The organism is Pseudomonas sp. Xaverov 83 (genome assembly GCF_019352905.1).
GTDB classification, from domain to species: Bacteria; Pseudomonadota; Gammaproteobacteria; order Pseudomonadales; family Pseudomonadaceae; genus Aquipseudomonas; species Aquipseudomonas yamanorum.
Map to the genome: position 1 here is coordinate 52,714 of NZ_JAAAFU010000025.1, position 24,565 is coordinate 77,278.

A 24,565-nucleotide genomic window follows, 5' to 3' on the forward strand; every position below is an offset into this window, starting at 1 on the left:
TGCCCGCGCGGCTCAAGCCGGCAGCGGACGGGTAACGGGGGTGACGCTCGCGGCTGGCGTGCTCGGCATGCGAGTCAGGCGCAGGGCGTTGAGCACCACGGTCAACGAACTGAGGGACATGCCGATCGCTGCCCAGATGGGGGTGATCCAGCCGAGGGCGGCAAACGGCAACATCAGGCCATTGTACAGCCCGGCCCACAGCAGGTTTTCAATGATTACCCGGCGAGTGCGCCGGGCCAGGGTAAAGGCTTGTACCAGGGCGTCGAGGCGGTTCGACAACAGCACCGCGTCGGCACTGGTCTTGGCCAGGTCGGTGGCCGAGCCCATGGCCACGCTGATATCGGCGGCGGCCAGCACCGGCACGTCGTTGACGCCGTCACCGAGCATCAGCACCTTGCGGCCTTCCTTGTGCAACTGCTGCAGCATTTGCAGCTTGTCGTCGGGGCGCAGGCCGCCGTGTGCTTCGTCGATGCCCAGCTCAAGGGCGACGCTGGCGACCATTGGCGAGCTGTCGCCCGACAGCAGCAAGGTGCGCCAGCCGCGTGCATTGCAGGCGGCGAGCAAGGCGGGCGCGTCGCTGCGCAGGCGATCATCCAGGACAAACCATGCCAGGGCGCCGTCGGTGTCCCCCAGCAGCAACCATTGCCCGGCTTCTGTTGGCGGGGTGGGAAGCGCGCAGCCGCTCAATTCGCAGACAAAACCCGGCTGGCCAATGCGCAACCGGCGGTTACCGACAATGCCTTCCAGCCCCAGTCCCGGCATGCTGAGCACTTCATCCGCCGCCAGTGGTGCGCGGCCGAATGCGCGTGCAATCGGGTGTTCCGAGCGTTGTTCCAGCGCGGCGGCAAGGCTCAGGCACTCGTCGCTGCCCAGCACGCTCAACGGGCGGATCGCGCGCAAGGCCAGACGACCTTCGGTGAGGGTGCCGGTCTTGTCGAAAATCACCGTGTCGATCTGGTTCAGGCCTTCCAGCACGTGGCCCCGGGTCAGCAGCAGGCCGAGCTTGTGCAGGGTGCCGGTGGCCGCCGTCAGGGCGGTTGGCGTCGCCAGGGACAGGGCGCAAGGACAGGTCGCAACCAGCATCGCCAGGACAATCCAGAAGGCCCGTGAAGAGTCCAGCTCCCACCATACAAGGCCGATCACTGCGGCCGCGATCAGCGAGCACAACAGGAACCATTGGGCGGCGCGGTCGGCGATCTCCGCCAGCCGGGGTTTTTCCGCCTGGGCCCGCTCCAGCAGGCGCACGATGGCCGACAGGCGTGTGTCGTGGCCCAGGGCGCGGACTTCGACGGTCAGCGCGCCTTCGACGTTGAGGGTGCCGGCGGTCACCGCATCGCCGACCTGTCGCGGTTGCGGCAGGTACTCGCCGGTCAGCAGGGACTCGTCGATGCTCGACTGGCCGTCGAGGATGATGCCATCTGCCGGCAGAACCGCACCCGGATGCACCAGCACCCGATCCCCCAAGGCCAGTTCGCTGAGCAGGATCCGCTCACTTTGCCCATCGGCACTCATGCGCAGGCACGAAGCCGGCAACAGATTGACCAACTGCGCGGTCGCCGCCGCCGTACGTTCCCGGGCGCGGCGTTCCAGGTAGCGCCCGGCCAGCAGGAACAAGGCAAACATGCCGACGGCATCGAAGTACAGCTCACCGGTGCCGGTGATGGCGGTCCAGATCCCGGCCAGGTATGCACCGCCAATCGCCAGCGACACCGAGACATCCATGGTCAGGTGGCGGGTACGCAGGTCGCGCATCGCACCTTTGAAGAAGGGGGCGCAGCTGTAGAACACGATGGGCGTTGTAAGAAACATCGCGACCCAGCGCAGGATCACATGCAGCTCCGGGCTCAGGTCGATGTTGAATTCCGGCCAGGTGGCCATCGTTGCCATCATCGCCTGGAACCACAGCAGCCCGGCCACCCCCAATTGACGCAAGGCCCGGCGGTTTTCGCTGGCCAGTTGTTCGGCGGCGCGATCGGCTTGGTACGGGTGGGCGGCGTAGCCGATATGGCGCAACTCGCCGAGCAGTTGGCTCAACGGCAATTGCCCGTCAGCCCAGCGCACGTGCAGGCGGTGGTTGGACAGGTTCAGCCGCGCCTCGGCCACGGCGGGCAGGCTGCGCAGGTGTTTTTCGATCAGCCACCCGCAGGCGGCGCAGCTGATGCCTTCCATCAACAGCGTGGCTTCCGACAGACCGCCGTCGTGGCGGACGAAAGGCTTTTGCACATCCGCGCGGTCATACAGCGCCAGCTCGTCCACCAGTTGCACCGGCAGTGCCTCGGGGTTGGCCGAGGCTTCGCTGCGGTGCTGGTAATAGCTTTCCAGGCCACCGGCGACAATCGCCTCGGCCACCGCCTGGCAGCCCGGGCAACACAGCTCGCGGGGCTCGCCGAGGATCACCGCAGTGAACCGGCTGCCGGGCGGCACGGGCAGGGCGCAGTGGTAGCAGGGGGTTGGGGTGGTCATGGCTCAGTTCCGATGATCGTTCCCACGCTCTGCGTGGGAACGCTTCGTTGGACGCTCCGCGTCCGCTCTTGTGACGCGGAGCGTCACGGAATGCATGCCCACGCAGAACGTGGGAACGATCAAACAGGTGCCGCTCTATTTTTTCAGGTCTTCAGCACCCTGCAGCGGCTCGTCACCCAGCAGCAAGTCCTTGTCATGGCTGACCTGTTCTTCTTCAAACATGCGCCAGGTCCTGTCGCCTTCCACCCCCAGCAGTTCGACGAAGCGGCGGCCTTCGACCTTGTCGGTCACTTGGCCGATGTAGCGGCCAGGTTCGCTGTCGCTGCGGGTCAGGATGATCTTGCGGTCCTTCTCTGGCTGGGTCGGCGAAATCAGGTTCAGTTCCAGGGTGCCGGGCCCGCTGTTGCCGGTCAGGTGCACCTCGACTTCGCCGGTCAGCTCGTCCAGGTGCACCTTGGCCCGCAGTTGCAGGGTCTGGGCCAGCAGTTCGCGGTCCAGGGAACGGTTGATGCCTTTGCCCGCCTCATAGTAGTTGTCGTTGACCAGGTTGTCGGGGTTCTTCACCGCGATGGTCACCATGGACAAGGTCAATGTCACCGAACAGGTCAGGATCCCGATGATGATCCAGGGCCAGAGGTGCTTGTACCAGGGGCTTGCGGCAGTAGCTGCGGGCATTGTTCGGCTCTCTATTAACGGACTTGTGGGCCGATGAATCGGCTCTTGGCTTCAATGTGAACGCTGTCGTCATCGGCATCCTTGAGGATGAATTTCACCTCGTTGGTGCTCGACGGCAGCTGTTCCGGCGCGCTCGACAGCTCCACCGGCATGCTGAAGATTTCCCCGGCAGCCACCTTGATCTCGCGCCGGCCTTGCAGCTTGAGGTCCGGCAGGCCTGCGGCTTCCAGCACGTAAGTGTGGTCGCGCTGGTCCTTGTTCATGATCTTCAGGCTGTAGACGTTTTCGATCCGGCCTTCGGCGTTTTCGCGGTACAGCACTCGGTCCTTGCTGACGTCGAAACCCACCAGCGAACGCATGAAGAATGCGCCTGCCAACAGGCCCATCATCGCCAGCAGCACCAGGGCATAACCGATCAGGCGCGGGCGCAGCTTATGGGTTTTCTGCCCCGACAGGTTGTGCTCGGTGGTGTAGCTGATCAGGCCGCGGGGGTATTCCATCTTGTCCATGATGTTGTCGCAGGCATCGATACAGGCCGCGCAGCCGATGCATTCGATCTGCAGGCCGTCACGGATGTCGATGCCGGTGGGGCACACCTGCACGCACATCGTGCAATCGATGCAATCCCCCAGGCCCTCGGCCTTGTAGTCGATGCCTTTTTTGCGCGGGCCCCGGGTTTCGCCACGGCGTGGGTCGTAGGAAACAATCAGGGTGTCCTTGTCGAACATCACGCTCTGGAAGCGCGCATACGGGCACATGTAGATGCACACTTGCTCGCGCAGCCAACCGGCGTTGCCGTAGGTGGCGAGGGTGAAGAAACCGACCCAGAAATACGACCAGCCATCGGCCTGGCCGGTGAAGAAGTCGAACACCAGTTCACGGATCGGCGAGAAGTAGCCGACGAAGGTCATGCCGGTGACGAAGCCGATGATCAGCCACAGGCTGTGCTTGCTGAATTTGCGCAGGAACTTGTTGGCGCTCATCGGCGCCTTGTCCAGTTTGATGCGCTGGTTGCGGTCGCCTTCGGTGACTTTTTCGCACCACATGAAGATCCAGGTCCACACGCTTTGCGGGCAGGTGTAGCCGCACCAGACGCGGCCGGCATACACGGTGATGAAGAACAGGCCAAACGCCGCCACGATCAGGATGCCTGACAGCAGGATGAAATCCTGGGGCCAGAAGGTCGCGCCAAAAATGAAGAATTTACGCTCCGGCAGGTTCCACCACACGGCCTGGTGGCCACCCCAGTTCAGCCACACGGTGCCGAAGTAGAGCAGGAACAAACCGGCGCCACCGAGCATCCGCAAATTGCGGAACAAACCGGTGAAGGCGCGGGTGTAGATTTTCTCCCGTGATGCGTAGAGATCGACAGTGTTGCTTGATTTTTTGGCAGGCGGGGTAACGTCATGTACCGGAATCTGGTTGCTCATCATTGCATCCCACGGCAGTGGAGATTTGCCTCGGCCAGTACGTGCCAACCGGGGTCAAAATAGGGGTGTTGCAGTGGCCTAATGATACGCCCCGGATACCCTTTGACGGGTGCGACCTTTGGTCGCGTTGGGGGAAGTCAATTGATGGTGTACGTGATCTGGATCAATTGACTTGTGAAGTATGGACGGTTTTTGCTGTTGCGGTGGGCGGGCAGGTCCTCAATGCAGTCAGCCAAGAGACCCGGATCTTCAAAACAAGGCAGGTCTGATGTGGGAGCGGGCTTGCTCGCGAATGCGCAGTGTCAGTCAACTTATTGGTTACTGATACACCGCATTCGCGAGCAAGCCCGCTCCCACATTGGATCTTTGGTGGTTTCAAAAACGGCTCTGTCAGCTTCCGCTGACAGAGCCGTTTTTATGGCCGTTTTGCCTTACTCGGCGTCCGCCGGCTTGTCCCCATGGGACAGGCTGTAAACATACGCCGCCAGCAAATGCACCTTGTCATTGCCCTGCAATTGCTCCTGCGCAGGCATTTGGCCCTGACGGCCATAACGGATGGTCTGCTGCAGTTGCGCGAAGCTCGAACCGTAGATGAAGGCGCCCGGGTGGGTCAGGTCAGGTGCGCCCATGGCGGGTGTACCTTTACCGGCGGGACCGTGGCACGCCACGCAGTTGGCGGCGAAGAGTTTCTCGCCGTTGGCCACGTCAGCCTTGGCGCCTTCCGGCAGTTTACGGCCATCGAGATTGGTCACCACAAAGCCGGCCACATCGGCCACGCCTTGCTCGCCAATGACTTCGGCCCAGGCCGGCATCACCGCGTGGCGGCCTTTCATGATGGTTTCCTTGATGGTGGCCGGCTCACCGCCCCAGCGCCAGTCGGCGTCGGTCAGGTTGGGGAAGCCATACGCGCCCTTGGCGTCGGAACCGTGACACACCGAGCAGTTGGAGGCGAACAGGCGGCCACCCATCTTCAAGGCTTGCGGGTCCTTGGCCACTTCTTCAATCGGCATCGCGGCGAACTTGGCGAAGATCGGCCCGAACTTGGCGTCCGACTTGGCCATTTCCTTTTCCCATTCGTGCACGCCGGTCCAGCCGGTCTGGCCGTTGGCGAAGGGGGTTTGCTTGTCGTTGTCGAGGTAGTTATAGCCCGGCAGCAGGCCTTTCCAGTTGCCCAGGCCGGGGTACAGCGCCAGGTAACCGAGGGCGAAGATGATGGTGCCGACAAACAGCATGAACCACCATTTCGGCAGCGGGTTGTCGTACTCCTCGATGCCGTCGAACGAGTGGCCGACGGTTTCATCGGTTTGCTCGGCGCGCTGGCCCTTGCGGGTCGACAGCAGCAGCCAGGTCAGGGCGAAAATGGTACCCAGACTGAGGACTGTGACGTACAGACTCCAGAACGTAGTCATTCTTTGTTACTCCTAGACGCTTCTACGACGTGCTTGATGGCTTCGGGATCATCCGCGAAGGGCAGCAACGTCGCGTCTTCAAACTCCGACTTGCGCTTGGGGCTGAACACCCACAACGCCAGGCCGATAAAGGCCACCATCACGACAACGGTGCCCAGGCCTCGAATCATCCCGATATCCATCGTGATCACCGTTTGCTTTTGATGATGGTGCCAAGGCCTTGCAAGTAGGCCACCAGTGCGTCCATTTCGGTCTTGCCCTTCACGGCAGCTGCCGCGCCGGCGATGTCTTCGTCGGTGTAGGGCACGCCGAGGGTGCGCAAGACTTCCATCTTCTTGGCGGTGTCCTTGCCGTCGAGTTTGTTTTCGACCAGGAACGGGTACGCCGGCATTTTCGACTCGGGCACCACGTTGCGCGGGTTGTACAAGTGCGCACGCTGCCAGTCATCGGAGTAACGACCGCCGACCCGGGCCAAGTCCGGGCCGGTACGCTTGGAACCCCACAGGAACGGGTGGTCCCACACGCTTTCACCGGCCACCGAGTAGTGGCCGTAGCGTTCGGTTTCGGCGCGGAATGGACGGATCATCTGCGAGTGGCAGCCGACACAGCCGTTGGCGATGTAGACGTCGCGGCCTTCCAGTTCAAGGGCGGTGCGCGGCTTCATGCCTTCCACCGGTTTGTTGGTCACGTCCTGGAAAAACAGCGGAACGATCTGGGTCAGGCCGCCGATACTCACGGCGATGACCATGAAGAAGGCCAGCAGGCCGATATTCTTCTCGACTACTTCATGCTTCATCAGTGAGCTCCCACAACGGCGATCTGGCTGGCGGCTTCGGCTTCTTTAGGGTCGGAGGCACGCACGGTGCGCCAGACGTTGTAGGCCATGAAGAGCATGCCGCTGGCAAAGATCGCACCGCCGAGGGCGCGCACGATGTAACCCGGATGGCTGGCTTGCAGCCCTTCGACGAAGGAGTAAGTAAGGGTGCCGTCGTCGTTGATCGCACGCCACATCAGGCCCTGGGTGATGCCGTTGACCCACATCGAGGCGATGTAGAGCACGGTACCGATGGTGGCCAGCCAGAAGTGCGTGTTGATCAGGCTGACGCTGTGCATCTGCGCACGGCCGAACAGTTTCGGGATCATGTGGTACAGCGCACCGATGGAGATCATCGCTACCCAACCAAGGGCGCCGGCGTGTACGTGGCCGATGGTCCAGTCGGTGTAGTGGGACAGCGAGTTGACGGTCTTGATGGCCATCATCGGGCCTTCGAAGGTCGACATGCCGTAGAACGCCAGGGAGACCACGAGGAACCGCAGGATCGGGTCGGTGCGCAATTTATGCCAGGCGCCCGACAGGGTCATCATGCCGTTGATCATGCCGCCCCAGCTTGGCGCCAGCAGGATGATCGACATGGCCATGCCCAGGGACTGGGCCCAGTCCGGCAACGCGGTGTAGTGCAGGTGGTGCGGACCGGCCCAGATGTACAGGGTGATCAGCGCCCAGAAGTGCACGATGGACAGGCGATAGGAGTAGATCGGACGCTCGGCCTGTTTCGGCACGAAGTAGTACATCATCCCCAGGAAGCCGGTGGTGAGGAAGAAGCCTACGGCGTTGTGGCCGTACCACCACTGGATCATCGCGTCCGTCGCACCGGCGTAGGCCGAGTAGGACTTGAAGAAGCTCACCGGCAAGGAGGCGTGGTTGACGATGTGCAGCATCGCCGTCACCAGGATAAACGCCCCGTAGAACCAGTTGCCGACGTAGATGTGCTTGGTCTTGCGCTTGACGATGGTGCCGAAGAACACCACCGCGTAGGTCACCCAGACAATCGCCAGCAAAATGGCGATCGGCCATTCCAGCTCGGCGTATTCCTTGGTGGTGGTGTAGCCCAGCGGCAGGGTGATGATCGCGCCAACGATGACCGCTTGCCAGCCCCAGAAGGTAAAGGCAGCCAATGCATCGGAAATCAGTCGCGTTTGGCAGGTTCGCTGCACGACGTAGTAAGAAGTGGCAAACAGTGCACATCCACCGAAGGCAAAAATCACCAGGTTGGTGTGCAACGGGCGCAGGCGTCCAAACGTCGTCCATGGCAGGCCAAAATTCAACTCTGGCCAAACCAGTTGCGAGGCGATGAAGACACCGAGCCCCATGCCAAGGATCCCCCAGACCACCGTCATGATGGCGAACTGGCGGACTACCTTATAGTTATAAGCAGTCGGACTGATTGCTGTGCTCATTCTAAGGTTCCACGGTTTAGGTTTTTTTATAGGGTAAAAATCGGTCGCAAGTATGGAGAAAGCAAGATTCCATTGCAACGCAAGGTGACCTGCGTCAATGCGTTCCAAACCAGATTCTGCGCCCTTTCCATGTTTGGCGTAAGGACAAAATCCAGGGTTAAAAGCTGACGACTTGGACAGGATTTTAAGCGGGTCGAAGGTACTTGTAACTGAGTGTGTGTAAACAAGCCGCTCGGGTGACGAGTGGTCAGTGGCACGACAGCCGGTAAGTACCAGCCTTTGCGCCTGTCATCGAGCAGAAATGTTTCAACCCATCGAGTGCAAGTCGGCCATCGACCGGCCAATGCCGGTCCACTGTGCAAACAAGCGTAGACCCGAATGGCAGGAGGGGAAAGTCGCTGATCGGAAGGGTGCGACAATGGGTCGCAAAAAAGCCGCACCTGAAGCAGGCGCGGCTTTTGGGGAGTGCAGGATTACTCGGGTTGGCTGTCAGGCGTCGCGCCATCGGCGTTATGGGACAGGCTGTAGACGTAGGCCGCAAGCAAATGCACCTTGTCATTGCCTTGCAGCGCTTCCTGCGCGGGCATCTGGCCTTGGCGGCCGTGGCGAATGGTCTGCTGCAACTGTGCCAGGCTGGTGCCGTAGATAAAGCCGCTGGGTTGCGTCAGGTTCGGCGCACCCATGGCTTCCACACCATGGCCTTGCGGACCGTGGCAGGCGACACAGGTGGTGCTGAACGCCACTTGGCCCGCCGCAACGTCAGCGGTGCTGTCTGCCGGCAACGGCAGGCCCGCCAGTTCATGGCGCACATAGGCCGCGACGTTTTTCACACCGTCTTCGCCCAGCACTTCACCCCAGGCCGGCATCGCGGCATGACGGCCATTCATGATGGTCATCTTGATGGCGTCCGCCGAACCGCCCCAGCGCCAGATGTTGTCCGCCAGGTTCGGGAAGCCGTAGGCGCCCTTGGCATCCGAGCCGTGGCAAACCGCGCAGTTGGAGGCAAACAGGCGACCGCCCATTTTCAGCGCCTGCGGGTCCTTGGCGACTTCTTCCACGGGCATGGCTGCGAATTTGGCGAAGATCGGCCCGAACTTGGCGTCGGCCTTGGCCATCTCCTTGTCCCATTCCTTGGTCTGGGTCCAGCCGTCTTCATAGCCCGGCAGCACGCCCTTCCAGTTGCCCAGGCCCGGGTAGAGGATCAGGTAGCCGACGGCAAACACCAGGGTGCCGGCGAACAGCATGAACCACCATTGCGGCAGCGGGTTATCGTATTCCTCGATCCCGTCGAAGGCGTGGCCCATGGTCTGGTCCACGCTGCCCTTGGTCTCGCCCTTGCGGGTGCCGATCAACAGCCAGGTCAGCCCGATCAGGCTGCCGAGGGTCAGTACACAGATCCATGTACTCCAGAAGGTAGTCATGGCCGGTTGCTCCTTGTTGCAGGCTCTTCTTGAGCGTCGGGGGTTGGCGGTAGCGGTTCATCGGCAAACGGCAGCAGGCAGGCTTCGGCGAACTCCGAATTGCGCCGGGAGTTGAACACCCACAGCGACAAGCCGATGAAGGCGATGGCCACGACCAGCGTGCCAAGCCCGCGGATGGTTCCAGCATCGAAATCAAATCCCATGGCTCACCTCTTGCTCTTGATGGCAGTGCCGAGCACTTGCAGGTACGAAACCAGCGCGTCCATCTCGGTCTTGCCCTTGAGGGAGGCCACGGCGCCGGCGATGTCATCGTCGGTGTACGGCACGCCGAGGGTGCGCATCACTTTGAGCTTGGTCTCGGTGTGGCTGCTGTCGACCGGAGCGGTGACCAGCCATGGGTACGCCGGCATCTTCGATTCCGGCACCACGTTGCGCGGGTTATACAAGTGCGCGCGGTGCCAGTCGTCCGAGTAGCGCGCGCCGACGCGGGCCAGGTCCGGCCCGGTGCGTTTGGATCCCCACAGGAAGGGGTGATCCCACACACTTTCACCGGCCACCGAGTAGTGGCCGTAGCGCTCGGTTTCGGCGCGGAACGGGCGGATCATCTGCGAGTGGCACTGTACGCAACCTTCGCGGATGTAGATGTCGCGGCCTTCCAGTTGCAGCGCGGTGTAGGGCTTCATGCCTTCCACCGGCTTGTTGGTCACGTCCTGGAAGAACAGCGGCACAATCTGGGTCAGGCCGCCGATACTCACGGCGAGCACCATCAGCAGCATCAGCAGGCCGACGTTCTTTTCAATGGTTTCGTGTTTCATCATCGACTCCTCAGGCCATCTGTGCCGCAGCGGCGACTTCGGCGGGTTGTGCCGAACGCACGGTGCGCCACGTGTTGTAAGCCATCAGGAACATGCCGCTGAGGAAGATCGCCCCACCCACCAGCCGCACGATGAAGCCTGGGTGGCTGGCCACCAGGGTTTCGACGAAGGAGTAGGTCAAGGTGCCGTCTTCGTTGACCGCACGCCACATCAGGCCCTGGGCAATGCCGTTGACCCACATCGAAGCGATGTAGAGCACGGTGCCGATGGTGGCCAGCCAGAAGTGCGCGTTGATCAGGCCGACGCTGTACATCTGCTCACGACCGAAGACTTTCGGGATCATGTGGTACAGCGCGCCGATGGAAATCATCGCCACCCAACCGAGGGCGCCGGCGTGTACGTGGCCGATGGTCCAGTCGGTGTAGTGGGAGAGGGCGTTCACCGTCTTGATGGCCATCATCGGCCCTTCGAAGGTCGACATGCCGTAGAACGCGAGAGACACGACAAGGAAGCGCAGGATCGGGTCGCTGCGCAACTTATGCCAGGCGCCCGACAAGGTCATCATGCCGTTGATCATCCCGCCCCAGCTCGGTGCCAGCAGCACCAGCGACATCACCATGCCCAGAGACTGTGCCCAGTCCGGCAACGCGGTGTAGTGCAAGTGGTGGGGGCCGGCCCAGATGTACAGGGTGATCAGTGCCCAGAAGTGGACGATGGACAGGCGATAGGAATACACCGGACGTTCGGCCTGTTTCGGCACGAAGTAGTACATCATCCCAAGGAAGCCTGCGGTGAGGAAAAAGCCTACCGCGTTATGCCCGTACCACCACTGCACCATGGCATCCGTCGCACCGCCGTAGGCCGAGTAGGACTTGGTCCAGCTCACCGGCAGGGACGCGTGGTTGACGATGTGCAGGATAGCCACGGTGATGATGAACGCACCGAAGAACCAGTTACCGACGTAGATATGCTTGGTGTTGCGCTTCATCACTGTGCCGAAGAACACGACGCCGTAGGCCACCCAGACCACGGCGATGAGAATGGCGATCGGCCATTCCAGCTCGGCGTATTCCTTGGAGGTGGTGTAGCCCAGCGGCAAGCTGATCGCGGCCAGCACAATCACCAACTGCCAGCCCCAGAAGCAGAACTGCGCGAGTTTGGGTGCGAACAGCTGGGTCTGGCAGGTGCGCTGCACCGAGTAGAAGGAGCTGGCAAACAGCGCGCAACCGCCAAAGGCAAAGATCACCGCGTTGGTGTGCAGTGGGCGCAAACGGCCGAAACTGGTCCAGGGCAAATTGAAGTTGAGTTCGGGCCATACCAACTGGGCTGCGAGAAAAACCCCGAGCCCCATGCCGATGATGCCCCACACCACCGTCATAATGGCGAATTGGCGGACCACCTTGTAGTTATAGGCGGTACTTAAAGTAGTGTTCATGGTTCCCCATCCACGGTTCAACCCAAGCAAATGCGGCACTTGGGCTGGAGTTATAGGCAGACTAAAAAGCGAGGCAAGCATGGGCAAAGAGCACAAGGCCAGTATTGACGGGGATCAATGGGCGCAGTGTGTGCGGGAACGCGGCTGGTTGTGGGATGCCGCGGCAGGGTCTATCGCGGGTACGCCCGCGACGTTGATCCTGGCCCACGGCGCGGGTGCGCCGATGGACTCGGGCTTCATGAACGACATGGCTGCACGCCTTGCCGGGCATGGCGTGAACGTGTTGCGCTTCGAGTTTCCGTACATGGCCCAGCGCCGTGTGGACGGAGGCAAACGCCCACCCAATCCAGCCCCGAAACTGCTGGAATGCTGGCGTGAGGTGTATGCCGAGGTGCGACGTCATGTCGCTGGGAAACTGGCGGTTGGCGGCAAGTCCATGGGCGGGCGGATGGCCAGTTTGCTGGCGGATGAATTGGGCGCGGATGCGCTGGTGTGCCTGGGTTATCCGTTTTATGCGGTGGGCAAGCCGGAGAAACCACGAACCGAGCATCTGGCCGGGCTGAAGACGCCGACGTTGATTGTGCAGGGCGAGCGGGATGCGCTGGGCAATCGGGCGGCGGTGGAAGGGTATGTGTTGTCGCCGAGTATCGAGGTGATGTGGCGGGTGGCGGGGGATCATGATTTGAAGCCGTTGAAGGCTTCGGGATTTAGTCATGAGCAGCATCTGGAGGCTGCGGCGGTGAAGGTCTCAAGCTTTCTTGCTGGCCTTTAGGGCCTCATCGCAGGCAAGCCAGCTCCCACATTTTGATGTGTGAACACAGTCAAATGTGGGAGCTGGCTTGCCTGCGATAGCGATTTACCGGTTAAACCGCTCTACCAGCGAGTACTGGGTATTGGCGGTATGCGTCAGCTCTTCACTTAATTGCGCCGAGTTCAACGCCTGTTCCGACGTCTGATCCGCCAGCAACGCAATGGTGCTGATATTACGGCTGATCTCTTCAGCCACCGAGCTTTGCTCTTCGGTCGCCGCCGCAATCTGCGCCGTCATGTCAGTGATATGCGCTACCGCTTCACTGATCCCGATCAGCGCCTGGTCCGCCTCCATCACCCGCGCCACACCTTCCTCCGCCTGGCGATGCCCGGCGTCCATGGTCTGTACGGCGGCGTTGGCGGTCTGTTGCAGCTTGGCGATCAGCGCGTGAATCTGCCCGGTGGACTCGCTGGTACGCTGGGCCAGTTGCCGCACTTCGTCGGCCACCACTGCGAAGCCCCGGCCCATCTCGCCGGCACGGGCCGCTTCGATGGCCGCGTTCAGCGCCAGCAGGTTGGTCTGGTCGGCGATGCCTTTGATCACATCCACCACGCCGCCGATCTCATCGCTGTCCTTGGCCAGTTGGGTCACGGTCACACCGGTTTCCCCGACCGCTACCGACAGGCGCTGAATCGCCTCGCGGGTTTCGCCGGCGATATCACGGCCACGGCCGGTCAGGCGATTGGCTTCCTGGGTGGCATCGGCGGTGCGTTGCACGTGGCTGGCGACTTCCTGAGTCGTCGCGGCCATCTGGTTGACCGCAGTGGCCACCTGTTCGGTTTCCACACGTTGGCGTTCAAGACCGCTGGAGCTGTTATGCGCCAGGGTATTGGACTGTGCCGCCTGGGAGTTGAGGTGTTCAGCCGTGTCCTGCAAACGGGTAAGACACGTCTTCAGGCGCGCTTCCTGGCTGAGGATCGACATCTCCAGGCGTGCCTGGGCGCCGCGGCTGTCGGTGTACATCTGCGCAATCAGCGGGTCGGACGTGGTCTGCTCGGCCAGGCGCAGCAAACGCTTGAGCCCGCGCTGTTGCCAGCTCAGGCCCAGCAGGCCCAGCGGTACCGACAGCGCGGCGGCCAAGGCGAAGCCCCAGTGGGAATTGAGCCAGACGCCAATCAGAAAGCTCAACTGGCTGACCAGGATAAACGGCAGCCAGTCCTGCAACACCGGCAGCCACTTGTCGCGGCGCGGGATGGCCGGCTTGCCCTGGTTGATGCGCTGGTAAAGCGCCTCAGCACGGCGAATCTGCTCGGCGGTGGGCTTGACCCGAACCGACTCGTAGCCGATCACCTGATTGCCGTCGAAGACCGGTGTCACATAGGCGTTGACCCAATAGTGATCACCGCTCTTGCAGCGGTTCTTGACGATGCCCATCCATGGCAAGCCTTGTTTGAGCGTCGACCACATGTGTGCGAACACTGCCGCCGGAACATCCGGATGACGAACCAGGTTGTGCGGGGCACGCAACAGTTCGTCATGGGAAAACCCACTGATCTCGACAAAGGCGTCGTTGCAGTAGGTGATCACGCCTTTGGCATCCGTGGTGGAGATCAACCGTTGCTGAGCGGGGAAGGTACGTTCGCGCTGGGTAACGGGTTGGTTATTACGCATGATTGTTCAATCCGCAAGGCTTTGATGGGTTGTCGGCCGCTGCGGGGTTTTATTTAACTTATTTTTGCAACAATCGGCTCAGCCTCAGCCCGCCAGCATCGGATAGGTAAACAACCCGAAATGCAGCAGGTTCAAGCCGAAGTGCGTGACGATCGCGGCGCCCAACCCACCAAAGCGATACGCCAGGCCGTATCCCAGGCCGGCGATGGTTGCCAGCAGGGTCCACTGCCAGCCTGCGCCCAGGTGGACCAGGCCGAACAAAAGCGCTGCCAGTAACAGCGCGAGGTTTTCACCATAGGGCAACTGCTTGAAGCGCCGGCTCAGCCCGCCCTGGATGTAACCGCGAAACAGCGCTTCCTCCACGAGAGTCACCAGCAGCAGGTTATTCAGCACCCACAGCCATGCCTGTTCCGGCCACTTCGGCGCCCAACTGATAACCCCCAGCAACGCAGCACCGCCCAGTGCGGCAATCGCCGTCAGGGTCAATGCCAGCGCCGTGGCATAGATCGACAGGCGCAATGACCGGCGCGCAACAATCCACGGGCAGGCCAGCAGCAGCCAGAAGCCGATCAGCGGCTTGTCCTGGTTCAAGTACATCGAAAACGGTACGGCATCGTCAGTAAAGCGCTGCGGGGCGATCCCGCGACCGTTGTAGAACCCCGGCAGCCAATGCATCGCCAACCCCAGCGCCAGTACGATAAACAGGCCGTGGCCGAGATAGCGCACCCAAGGATTTCGCTGCTGGCGCACGGCAAATCCGGCCAACAGCAACATGGCGACGGACAACGCCGCCATCAAACCCAATTGCCCGTAGCTCAAGGCGAATACATAGCCGATGGAAAGAAGCGCCAGGTACAGCCATGGCAATGCAAGCATGGGAAATCCTTGTGACAGTCAAAATCTGAGGGCGGCAGTATAACGAGCGTCACCGACGGTAAAAATGAAAACACCGCCTGGGGAGGCGGTGTTTTGTGTAGCGCGTGTCAGTTACGAGGCAATCAACTGCCGCAACACGTAGTGCAGGATACCGCCCGCCTTGAAGTACTCGACCTCATTCAGGGTGTCGATGCGGCACAGCACCTCGACCTTCTCGCTGCTGCCATCCTCACGGGTGATCACCAGCGTCAGGTTCATGCGCGGCTCGATCTCGGCGTGGGTCAGCCCGAGGATGTCGATCTTCTCCTTGCCGGTCAGCTTGAGTGCCTTGCGGTTCTGGTCCAGCTTGAACTGCAGGGGCAGCACGCCCATGCCTACCAGATTGGAGCGGTGAATCCGCTCGAAACTCTCGGCGATCACCGCCTTGACCCCCAGCAGGTTGGTACCCTTTGCCGCCCAGTCACGGCTAGAGCCGGTGCCGTATTCCTGGCCCGCGATCACCACCAGCGGGGTGCCCGAGGCCTGGTATTTCATGGCGGCATCGTAAATCGGCATTTTCTCGCCGGTAGGGATGTAGATCGTGTTGCCGCCTTCCTCACCGCCGAGCATTTCGTTGCGGATGCGGATGTTGGCGAAGGTGCCGCGCATCATCACTTCATGGTTGCCGCGACGTGAGCCGTAGGAGTTGAAGTCCCGCGGTTCGACGCCTTGCTCGCGCAGGTATTTGCCGGCCGGGCTGTCGGTCTTGATGTTGCCGGCAGGAGAGATGTGGTCGGTGGTCACCGAGTCCCCCAGCAATGCCAGCACGTTGGCGCCCTTGACGTCCTCGATCACCGGAAGCGGGCCGCCAATGTCGTCGAAGAACGGTGGGTGCTGGATGTAGGTGGAGTCCTTTTGCCAGACGTAGGTGGCGGCCTGCGGCACTTCAATGGCTTGCCACTGTTCGTCGCCGGCAAACACTTCGGCATATTCCTTGTGGAACATCTTGGTACTGACTTGCGCGACGGCGTCGGCGATTTCCTTGCTGCTGGGCCAGATGTCCCGCAGGTACACCGGTTTGCCGTCAGAGCCGGTACCCAGCGGTTCGCTGCTGATGTCCATGCGCACGGTGCCGGCCAAGGCATAGGCCACCACCAGGGGCGGGGACGCCAGCCAGTTGGTTTTCACCAGGGGGTGCACCCGGCCTTCAAAGTTACGGTTGCCCGAAAGCACCGACGCTACCGCCAGGTCGGCTTTCTGGATGGCTTTTTCGATCGGCTCGGGCAGCGGCCCGGAGTTGCCGATGCAGGTGGTGCAGCCATAACCCACCAGGTCGAAGCCCAGCTTGTCGAGGTATTGGGTCAGCCCCGCCGCTTTGTAGTAGTCGGTGACCACCTTGGAACCGGGCGCCAGGGACGTTTTCACCCATGGCTTGCTCTTCAATCCTTTCTCCACGGCCTTTTTCGCCACCAAGCCCGCTGCCATCATCACGCTGGGGTTGGAGGTGTTGGTGCAGGAGGTAATCGCCGCGATTACCACCGCGCCGTTCTTCAGGCGATAGGTCTGGCCTTCGAAGTCGTAGTCGGCTTCACCGATCAGGTCGGCGTTGCCCACCGCAACACCGCCGCCGCCTTCGCTTTCCAGGCGGCCTTCTTCCTTGTTGGTGGGTTTGAATTGCAGGTCGAGGAAGTCGCTGAAGGCTTGGCCGACGTTCGGCAGGGAAACACGGTCTTGTGGGCGTTTTGGCCCCGCGAGGCTGGCTTCGACGCTGCCCATGTCCAGGGCCAGGCTGTCGGTGAAGATCGGTTCCTGGCCTGCATTGCGCCACAGGCCCTGCGCCTTGGTGTAGGCCTCCACCAGCTTCACGGTTTCCGCAGGGCGGCCCGACAGGCGCAGGTAGTCCAGAGTCACGTCGTCCACCGGGAAGAAGCCGCAAGTGGCGCCGTACTCCGGGGCCATGTTGGCGATGGTGGCACGGTCGGCGAGTGGCAGGTCGGCCAGGCCGTCGCCATAGAATTCGACGAATTTCCCGACCACACCTTTTTTACGCAGCATCTGGGTGACGGTCAGCACCAGGTCGGTGGCGGTGATGCCTTCTTTCAGTTTGCCGGTGAGCTTGAAGCCGATCACTTCCGGGATCAGCATCGACACCGGCTGCCCGAGCATCGCGGCTTCCGCTTCGATCCCGCCCACGCCCCAGCCCAGTACGCCGAGGCCGTTGATCATGGTGGTGTGGGAGTCTGTGCCTACCAATGTGTCGGGGAAGGCGTAGGTGCGGCCGTCTTCATCCTTGGTCCACACGGTGCGGCCGAGGTATTCCAGGTTGACCTGGTGGCAGATGCCGGTGCCCGGTGGCACTACGCTGAAGTTGTCGAAGGCGCTCTGGCCCCAGCGCAGGAAGGCGTAGCGTTCGCCGTTGCGCTGCATTTCGATGTCGACGTTTTCCTGGAAGGCGCCGGTGGTGGCGAACTTGTCGACCATCACCGAGTGGTCGATCACCAGATCCACCGGTGACAGCGGGTTGATGCGCTGCGGGTCACCGCCGGCCTTGGCCACGGCGGCGCGCATGGCGGCCAGGTCGACCACGGCGGGCACGCCGGTAAAGTCCTGCATCAGCACCCGGGCGGGGCGGTATTGAATCTCGCGGTCGGAGCGGCGCTCCTTGAGCCAGGCGGCAATGGCCTTGAGGTCGGCGCCGGTGACGGTCTTTTCGTCTTCCCAGCGCAGCAGGTTTTCCAGCAGTACCTTGAGGGACATCGGCAGCTTGTCCAGATCACCCAGGCTCTTGGCGGCTTCGGGCAGGCTGAAGTAGTGATAGGTCTTGTCGTCGATCTGTAAGGTTTTAAGGGTTCTCAGACTATCAAGGGATGACATTACATGACTCCTTATGGTCCGCACGGCTACGGACCTGACGGGACGAACAGAGCTTACAAATTAGCCCTGTTTTAAGTAGCTGGCTAATTACTGGACTCTATCAATAAGTCCAAGGTTCCGAACTCGGCTATCATGCGCGCGTTTTCATGACAGGCATTGCGCTATAGCAAGCCCGTGATCCAGGAGAGTTGATGAACACCCTTTTTATGCACTGCCGCCCGGGTTTTGAAGGCGAAGTCTGTTCCGAGATCGCGGAACACGCCGCTCGCCTGAACGTTTCGGGCTACGCCAAGGCCAAGACCGGCAGCGCCTGCGCCGAATTTGTCTGCACCGAAGAAGACGGCGCCCAGCGCCTGATGCGCGGCCAACGCTTTGCCGAGCTGATCTTCCCAAGGCAGTGGGCGCGCGGGGTGTTCATCGATTTGCCGGAAACCGACCGCATCAGCGTGATCCTGGCGCACCTGCGGGATTTCCCGGTGTGCGGCAGCCTGTGGCTGGAGATGGTCGACACCAACGATGGCAAGGAGCTGTCGAACTTCTGCAAGAAATTCGAAGTGCACCTGCGCAAGGCGCTGATGGCTGCCGGCAAGCTGGTGGAAGACGCCAGCAAGCCGCGCCTGTTGCTGACCTTCAAGAGTGGCCGTGAAGTGTTCATGGGACTGGCCGAGTCGAACAACTCGGCGATGTGGCCGATGGGCATTCCGCGCCTGAAATTCCCGCGGGACGCGCCAAGCCGCTCGACCTTGAAGCTGGAAGAAGCCTGGCACCATTTTATCCCCCGTGATCAGTGGGACGAGCGCCTGCACAGCGACATGACCGGTGTCGACCTCGGCGCAGCGCCTGGGGGCTGGACCTGGCAGCTGGTCAACCGTGGCATGCTGGTGACCGCCATCGACAACGGCCCGATGGCCGAAAGCCTGATGGATACCGGCCTGGTGCAGCACTTGATGGCCGACGGCTTCATCTACACGCCCAAGCAGCCGGTGGACTGGATGGTGTGCGACATCGTCGAGAAACCGGCGCGCAATGCGGCCCTGCTGGAAACCTGGATCGGCGAAGGGCATTGCCGCGAAGCGGTGGTCAACCTGAAGTTGCCGATGAAGCAGCGTTATGCCGAAGTGAAGCGCTTGCTTGAACGCATCGCGGAAGGCTTCAAGGAACGGGGTATTCGAGTGGAGATTGGCTGTAAGCAGCTGTACCACGACCGTGAAGAAGTGACCTGCCATTTGCGCCGGTTGGATGTGAAGAAGCCAAAGGCCCGGTAAACTGGCGGCCTGTTTCAGGAGTGAATGATGAGCGACATTTTTGACACCCCGGTCGATGGCACCCTGGACGCCACCGGCCTCAACTGCCCCGAACCGGTGATGATGCTGCACCAGCACATCCGTGACCTGGCGCCCGGCGGCTTGCTCAAGGTGATCGCGACCGATCCGTCGACCCGTCGCGATATTCCCAAGTTCTGCGTGTTTCTCGACCATGAACTGGTGGGCCAGCAGGAACAGGCGGGCACCTACCTGTACTGGATCCGCAAGAAGTCCGCTTAGGCCCGGCGAATCCGCTTGCGTGCACTGCGCACCAGGCGGATCACCAGCATCGCCGCCGCACAGCTCAGGCCCACGATCAGCCCCTGCCACAAGCCGCTCGGGCCGCGCGCCTGGCCCAGCCACTCGGTCAGCCCCAGCGCGTAGCCCACCGGCAAGCCCACGCCCCAATACGCAAACAGCGTCAGCACCATGGTCACCCGTGTGTCCTGGTAACCGCGCAACGCGCCGGCGGCCGTGACCTGGATCGCGTCCGAGAACTGAAACAACGCCGCAAACACAATCAGCATCGCCGCCACCTGGATCACCAGCGGGTCCTGGGTGTAGATGGTGGCGATCTGTTCGCGAAACAGCAGCATCAGGCTACAGGACAGGCAGGCATACACCAGCGCCGTGCCCATGCCGACACCTGCCGCGAAGCGCGCTTCACGGGGTTCGCCGCGGCCGAGGGCCTGGCCGACGCGCACGGTGACCGCCATGCTCAGGGAATACGGAATCATGAACACCAGCGAGCTGAAGTTCAGCGCAATCTGGTGCCCGGCCACCACCGTGGCGCCGAGGCTGCCGATCAGCAGCGCGATCACCGCGAAGATGCTCGACTCGGCAAACACCGCAATCCCGATGGGCAAACCAATGCTCAGCACGCGCTTGATCACCGACCATTGCGGCCAGTCAAAGCGCTTGAACAGCTCGCTGCTCTGATACACCGGCGCCCAGCGGGTCCAGGCGGCCAGGCCGAGCATCATCACCCACATCACGATCGCCGTGGCCCAGCCACAACCGATGCCGCCCATGGCCGGCACGCCAAAGTGGCCGTAGATAAATACATAGTTCAGCGGAATATTCAGCGCCAGCCCGCACAGGCCCATGACCATGCTCGGCCGCGTTCGGCCCAGGCCGTCGCTGAAGCAGCGCAACACGTAATACAGCGCAATGGCCGGCATGCCCGAGGCGATGCCGTGCAGGTAGCCCATGCACGGCTTGATCAGTTCGGGATCGACCTTCATCAGGTGCAGGATCGGTTCGGCGCTGATCAGCAACAGCAACGCGGTAATTCCCACCACCAACGCCAGCCACATCGACTGCCGCACCAGCGGGCCGATTTCACCGTGGGTGCCGGCGCCAAAGCGTTGGGCAACTTTCGGTGTGGTGGCCAGCAGCGTGCCGGTCATCAGCAGGTACACCGGGATCCAGATGGAGTTGCCCAGGGCGACCGCCGCCAGGTCCCGGGAGCTGACACGCCCGGCCATCACGGCATCGACAAAGCCCATGGCGGTGGTCGCCAGTTGCCCGATCATGATCGGCAGGGCCAGGGCCAGCAGGTTGCGCACTTCAAGGCTGACGCGGGCGGGGCGGGAGAGGGCGGTGGTGGTTGTGGCAGTGTTCACGTACGGATGTCCGATAGGGGGAGCGCAGGACGGCGCATTCTACGCCTTGACGTGTTGGTCAGGAAAAAACCTGTGTTGTGGATTTGTAAACACAGCCCAGCGCAAATATTGCTTTTTGTGGCGAGGGAGCTTGCTCCCTCACCACAAGGAAAACCGCTGTACACTGCTGATCCGCGAAAGGAGCCTGCCATGCTGATTGTTGCCGACGAAAATATCCCGCTGCTCGATGCATTCTTCGAAGGATTTGGCGAGATTCGCCGGGTTCCAGGCCGGTCCATCGACCGCGCGACGATCGAACAGGCCGATGTGCTGCTGGTGCGTTCGGTGACCAACGTCAACCGGGCTTTGCTCGAAGGCACACCCGTGCGGTTTGTCGGCACCTGCACCATCGGCACCGACCACCTCGACCTTGATTACTTCCAGCGCGCTGGCATCCAGTGGTCCAGTGCCCCCGGCTGCAACGCCCGTGGCGTGGTCGACTATGTGCTGGGCAGCCTGCTGACCCTGGCCGAAATCGAAGGCGCCGACCTGGCCCAACGCACCTATGGCGTGGTGGGTGCCGGTGAAGTCGGCGGGCGCCTGGTCAAGGTGCTCAAGGCGTTGGGCTGGAAGGTGCTGGTGTGCGATCCGCCCCGGCAGATCGCCGAGGACGGTGATTACGTCAGCCTGGAGCAGATTGTCGAGCAATGCGATGTGATCAGCCTGCACACGCCGCTGAACAAATCCGGCAACGGTTCCACCTGGCACTTGTTCGACCGCGAGCGCCTCAACCAGCTCAAGCCCGGCGCCTGGCTGATCAACGCCAGCCGTGGCCCGGTGGTGGACAACGCCGCCCTCAAGGAGGTGCTGCTGGAACGCGAAGACCTGCAGGCCGTGCTGGATGTGTGGGAAGGCGAGCCCCAGGTGGACGTCGACCTGGCCGACTTGTGTGTGTTGGCCACCCCGCATATCGCCGGCTACAGCCTGGACGGCAGGCAGCGCGGTACGGCGCAGATCTACCAGGCGCTGTGCCGGTATCTTGGCCAGGAGGCGATCATTCAACTCAGCGACTTGCTGCCGGAACCGTGGTTGGCCGAAGTTACCCTCAACGCCAATACCGACCCGGCCTGGGCGCTGGCGGCCCTATGCCGTGGCGTTTACGACCCGCGCCGTGATGACGCGGATTTTCGCCGCAGCCTGGTAGGCACCGTGGACGAGCAGCGCAAGGCGTTTGACCAACTGCGCAAGCTCTACCCGCCGCGGCGCGAGATTGAGGGTTTGAAGGTGCGAATCAGCGGCGACTCTGCGGCCTTGTCTAACATCGTGGCGGCATTGGGCGCGCAGGCAATCTGAAGGCATAAAAAACCCGGCCATCAAGGCCGGGTTTAAAAGAGCGTGGGCGATTCAGCCTCGCTTGGCAGGCTTGACCAATTTCTGTTCCAGTTCGGCACAGGCGCTCTGGATCATCTCTTCGGTGATTTGCACTTCGCGGCCTTGAGCGTCGATGTACGAGCAAGGCAACTGCTGCGGTTGGCGGATCACTTCAATTTTGGCGTTGCTGCTGTTTTGCAAGGACATGGCCCGTCTCCTCATCAGGTTGTGTACCTACCTTAAAATCACTGCGTGACCGCGTTGTTACAACTCCTTGCGCGGTCAGCAGATCGAATGCCCAGTCCAGCAGAAACCGATACAAATTTCCAGCCAGGCCTTAGACCGATAGCCTCTAGGGGCTAGGTTCGGTAAGCATAATTAACCTGACTCATTGTGATTCGCTCAAGTTCCCCCCATGTAGCTACGTAGGTTCCCGTCTCCCAGCCTCAGGTGAAACTCGCCATGCTCTCAGCCCGTCAACGCCGCGCGATTCGCCTGGCCAGCCGCTTCGTCGCTCCCTACCGCTGGCAGGCCCTGGGGGCCTTGTTGGCGTTGATCGTCACCGCTGGCATCACCTTGTCCATGGGGCAGGGCATTCGCCTGCTGGTGGACCAAGGCTTCATGACCCAGTCGCCGCACCTGCTCAATCAGTCCATCGGCCTGTTCATGATTCTGGTGCTGGGCCTTGCGGTGGGCACCTTTACGCGGTTTTACCTGGTGTCGTGGATCGGCGAGCGGGTGGTGGCCGACATCCGGCGGCAGGTGTTCAACCACTTGATCTACTTGCATCCGGGTTTCTACGAAAACAACCGCAGTTCGGAAATCCAGTCCCGGTTGACCACCGACACCACCTTGCTGCAATCGGTGATCGGCTCCTCGCTGTCGCTGTTCCTGCGCAACGCCCTGATGGTGATCGGCGGGATTGTGCTGTTGTTTGTCACCAACCCCAAGCTCACCAGCATCGTTGTGATCGCGCTGCCGCTGGTGCTGGCGCCGATTTTGATCTTTGGCCGCCGGGTGCGCAGCCTGTCGCGCCTGAGCCAGGACCGCATCGCCGACGTGGGCAGCTACGTGTCCGAGACCCTTGGCCAAATCAAGACGGTGCAGGCCTACAACCACCAGGTGCAGGACGAGCGGCGCTTTGCGGTGACAGTGGAGGAGGCGTTCACCACCGCGCGCAAACGCATCCTGCAGCGTTCGTGGCTGATTACCCTGGTAATCATGCTGGTACTGGGCGCCGTGGGCGTGATGCTCTGGGTCGGCGGCATGGACGTAATTAGCGGGCGGATTTCCGGTGGTGAACTGGCCGCGTTCGTGTTCTACAGCCTGATCGTCGGCAGTGCCGTCGGCACCTTGAGTGAAGTGCTGGGCGAGTTGCAACGAGCGGCCGGTGCAGCAGAGCGGATTGGCGAGTTGCTGCAGTCGAGCAACGAGATCAAAGCGCCCGAGGCAAACGTCGTCAAGCTGCCGGAGCGGGTCAGCGGCCGCCTGGAAGTCCAGGATTTGCGTTTCTCCTATCCGTCGCGCCCGGATCGTTTTGCTATCGACGGCTTGAGCCTGAGCATCAATGCCGGTGAAACCCTGGCCCTGGTCGGCCCGTCGGGCGCGGGAAAATCGACGATCTTCGATCTGTTGCTGCGTTTCTACGATCCTCAGCAAGGCCGCATCCTGCTTGAAGGCCACCCGCTGACCGAACTGGACCCGCTGGACCTGCGCCGCTGTTTCGCCCTGGTGTCCCAGAGTCCGGCGCTGTTCTTTGGCACTGTCGAAGAGAACATCCGCTACGGCAATCCATCGGCCACCTTTGCCCAGGTCGAAGAAGCGGCGCGCATCGCCCACGCCCACGATTTCATCCTGCAAATGCCCGACGGCTACCAGACCCACCTGGGCGACGGCGGCATGGGCCTTTCCGGCGGCCAGCGCCAACGCCTGGCCATCGCCCGGGCCTTGTTGGTGGATGCACCGATCCTGCTGCTGGACGAAGCCACCAGCGCGCTGGACGCCCAGAGTGAACACTTGATCCAGCAAGCGCTGCCGCAGTTGATGGAAGGGCGCACCACCCTGGTGATCGCCCACCGGTTGGCCACCGTGAAGAACGCCGACCGGATTGCCGTGATGGACCAAGGCAAGCTGGTGGCGGTGGGGACGCATCAGCAACTGATTGCGAGTAATCCACTGTACGCACGGCTGGCGGCGTTGCAGTTCAGTGATGGTGAATCGAGCAGCCACTAAATTACCGCCCATAAAAA

21 protein-coding genes are annotated in these 24,565 nt (G+C 61.8%); 5 read left to right on the forward strand and 16 right to left on the reverse strand.

Annotation, left to right across the window (positions count from 1 at the left end; translation table 11 throughout):
* Positions 1–12 precede the first annotated feature (12 nt).
* From K0H47_RS09470 to ccoN (K0H47_RS09520), 11 genes are all read right to left on the reverse strand, one after another.
* Complete coding sequence (locus K0H47_RS09470; RefSeq protein ID WP_219272437.1) at positions 13–2,463, reverse strand: heavy metal translocating P-type ATPase; 2,451 nt, start codon at positions 2,461–2,463, stop codon at positions 13–15.
* A 135-nt stretch (positions 2,464–2,598) separates the two neighbouring features.
* Positions 2,599–3,138: a FixH family protein gene (locus tag K0H47_RS09475; protein ID WP_017477180.1), complete on the reverse strand. Its 540-nt coding sequence runs from the start codon at positions 3,136–3,138 to the stop codon at positions 2,599–2,601.
* Positions 3,139–3,152: 14 nt separating this feature from the next.
* A complete protein-coding gene (gene ccoG / locus K0H47_RS09480; RefSeq protein WP_177026882.1) occupies positions 3,153–4,568 on the reverse strand; it encodes a cytochrome c oxidase accessory protein CcoG in 1,416 nt (471 codons plus the stop codon).
* A gap of 431 nt (positions 4,569–4,999) precedes the next feature.
* Positions 5,000–5,977 (reverse strand): cytochrome-c oxidase, cbb3-type subunit III, encoded by a 978-nt coding sequence (gene ccoP, locus K0H47_RS09485; RefSeq protein WP_177069559.1) that lies wholly within the window; start codon positions 5,975–5,977, stop codon positions 5,000–5,002.
* On the reverse strand, positions 5,974–6,159 hold the full coding sequence (locus K0H47_RS09490) for a CcoQ/FixQ family Cbb3-type cytochrome c oxidase assembly chaperone (protein WP_008437575.1): 186 nt from the start codon (positions 6,157–6,159) through the stop codon (positions 5,974–5,976). The genes ccoP (K0H47_RS09485) and K0H47_RS09490 overlap by 4 nt, the downstream gene beginning before the upstream one ends.
* 5 nt (positions 6,160–6,164) lie before the next feature.
* Complete coding sequence (gene ccoO, locus K0H47_RS09495) at positions 6,165–6,773, reverse strand: cytochrome-c oxidase, cbb3-type subunit II (RefSeq protein WP_003193167.1); 609 nt, start codon at positions 6,771–6,773, stop codon at positions 6,165–6,167.
* A complete protein-coding gene (gene ccoN / locus K0H47_RS09500; protein WP_063032286.1) occupies positions 6,773–8,215 on the reverse strand; it encodes a cytochrome-c oxidase, cbb3-type subunit I in 1,443 nt (480 codons plus the stop codon). Before ccoN (K0H47_RS09500) ends, ccoO (K0H47_RS09495) begins: the two co-directional genes overlap by 1 nt.
* Before the next feature lie 473 nt (positions 8,216–8,688).
* On the reverse strand, positions 8,689–9,636 hold the full coding sequence (gene ccoP / locus K0H47_RS09505; protein WP_219272439.1) for a cytochrome-c oxidase, cbb3-type subunit III: 948 nt from the start codon (positions 9,634–9,636) through the stop codon (positions 8,689–8,691).
* Positions 9,633–9,839 (reverse strand): cbb3-type cytochrome c oxidase subunit 3, encoded by a 207-nt coding sequence (locus tag K0H47_RS09510; RefSeq protein ID WP_008437576.1) that lies wholly within the window; start codon positions 9,837–9,839, stop codon positions 9,633–9,635. Before K0H47_RS09510 ends, ccoP (K0H47_RS09505) begins: the two co-directional genes overlap by 4 nt.
* 3 nt (positions 9,840–9,842) lie before the next feature.
* Complete coding sequence (gene ccoO, locus K0H47_RS09515) at positions 9,843–10,451, reverse strand: cytochrome-c oxidase, cbb3-type subunit II (protein WP_003219010.1); 609 nt, start codon at positions 10,449–10,451, stop codon at positions 9,843–9,845.
* A gap of 10 nt (positions 10,452–10,461) precedes the next feature.
* Complete coding sequence (gene ccoN, locus K0H47_RS09520; RefSeq protein WP_219272441.1) at positions 10,462–11,886, reverse strand: cytochrome-c oxidase, cbb3-type subunit I; 1,425 nt, start codon at positions 11,884–11,886, stop codon at positions 10,462–10,464.
* Positions 11,887–11,965: 79 nt separating this feature from the next.
* On the opposite strand from ccoN (K0H47_RS09520), the gene K0H47_RS09525 reads away from it, so the two are divergent.
* Complete coding sequence (locus K0H47_RS09525) at positions 11,966–12,658, forward strand: alpha/beta family hydrolase (RefSeq protein ID WP_219272442.1); 693 nt, start codon at positions 11,966–11,968, stop codon at positions 12,656–12,658.
* 84 nt (positions 12,659–12,742) lie between these two features.
* Here the strand turns inward: K0H47_RS09525 and K0H47_RS09530 are convergent, their stop codons facing one another.
* The 3 genes from K0H47_RS09530 to acnA form a co-directional block, all read right to left on the reverse strand.
* Positions 12,743–14,308: a PAS domain-containing methyl-accepting chemotaxis protein gene (locus tag K0H47_RS09530; RefSeq protein WP_093200349.1), complete on the reverse strand. Its 1,566-nt coding sequence runs from the start codon at positions 14,306–14,308 to the stop codon at positions 12,743–12,745.
* A gap of 84 nt (positions 14,309–14,392) precedes the next feature.
* The gene (locus K0H47_RS09535; RefSeq protein ID WP_177026880.1) at positions 14,393–15,184 is read right to left on the reverse strand and encodes a CPBP family intramembrane glutamic endopeptidase; all 792 of its coding nucleotides are present in this window, start codon (positions 15,182–15,184) and stop codon (positions 14,393–14,395) included.
* Between the two features lie 111 nt (positions 15,185–15,295).
* Positions 15,296–18,037, reverse strand: coding sequence for an aconitate hydratase AcnA (gene acnA, locus K0H47_RS09540; protein WP_201142791.1), 2,742 nt, complete (start codon positions 18,035–18,037; stop codon positions 15,296–15,298).
* 191 nt (positions 18,038–18,228) lie between these two features.
* Between acnA and rlmM the strand changes: the two genes are divergently transcribed.
* The gene (rlmM, locus tag K0H47_RS09545) at positions 18,229–19,302 is read left to right on the forward strand and encodes a 23S rRNA (cytidine(2498)-2'-O)-methyltransferase RlmM (protein WP_003219000.1); all 1,074 of its coding nucleotides are present in this window, start codon (positions 18,229–18,231) and stop codon (positions 19,300–19,302) included.
* A 27-nt stretch (positions 19,303–19,329) separates the two neighbouring features.
* The gene (tusA, locus tag K0H47_RS09550) at positions 19,330–19,581 is read left to right on the forward strand and encodes a sulfurtransferase TusA (RefSeq protein WP_063032275.1); all 252 of its coding nucleotides are present in this window, start codon (positions 19,330–19,332) and stop codon (positions 19,579–19,581) included.
* Here the strand turns inward: tusA and K0H47_RS09555 are convergent.
* Positions 19,578–20,966 carry an MATE family efflux transporter gene (locus K0H47_RS09555; RefSeq protein WP_003218996.1) on the reverse strand — a complete coding sequence of 463 codons (1,389 nt, stop codon included), beginning with the start codon at positions 20,964–20,966 and terminating at the stop codon, positions 19,578–19,580. The genes tusA and K0H47_RS09555 overlap by 4 nt on opposite strands.
* Before the next feature lie 189 nt (positions 20,967–21,155).
* Between K0H47_RS09555 and pdxB the strand changes: the two genes are divergently transcribed.
* Positions 21,156–22,298 (forward strand): 4-phosphoerythronate dehydrogenase PdxB, encoded by a 1,143-nt coding sequence (pdxB, locus tag K0H47_RS09560; protein WP_177026878.1) that lies wholly within the window; start codon positions 21,156–21,158, stop codon positions 22,296–22,298.
* 51 nt (positions 22,299–22,349) lie between these two features.
* Here pdxB and K0H47_RS09565 read toward each other — a convergent pair whose 3' ends face one another.
* Entirely contained in the window at positions 22,350–22,523 is a 174-nt protein-coding gene (locus tag K0H47_RS09565; RefSeq protein WP_010176367.1) for a PA1571 family protein, read from the reverse strand.
* Between the two features lie 255 nt (positions 22,524–22,778).
* On the opposite strand from K0H47_RS09565, the gene K0H47_RS09570 reads away from it, so the two are divergent.
* Positions 22,779–24,548, forward strand: coding sequence for an ABC transporter transmembrane domain-containing protein (locus tag K0H47_RS09570; RefSeq protein WP_093200343.1), 1,770 nt, complete (start codon positions 22,779–22,781; stop codon positions 24,546–24,548).
* Positions 24,549–24,565 lie beyond the last annotated feature (17 nt).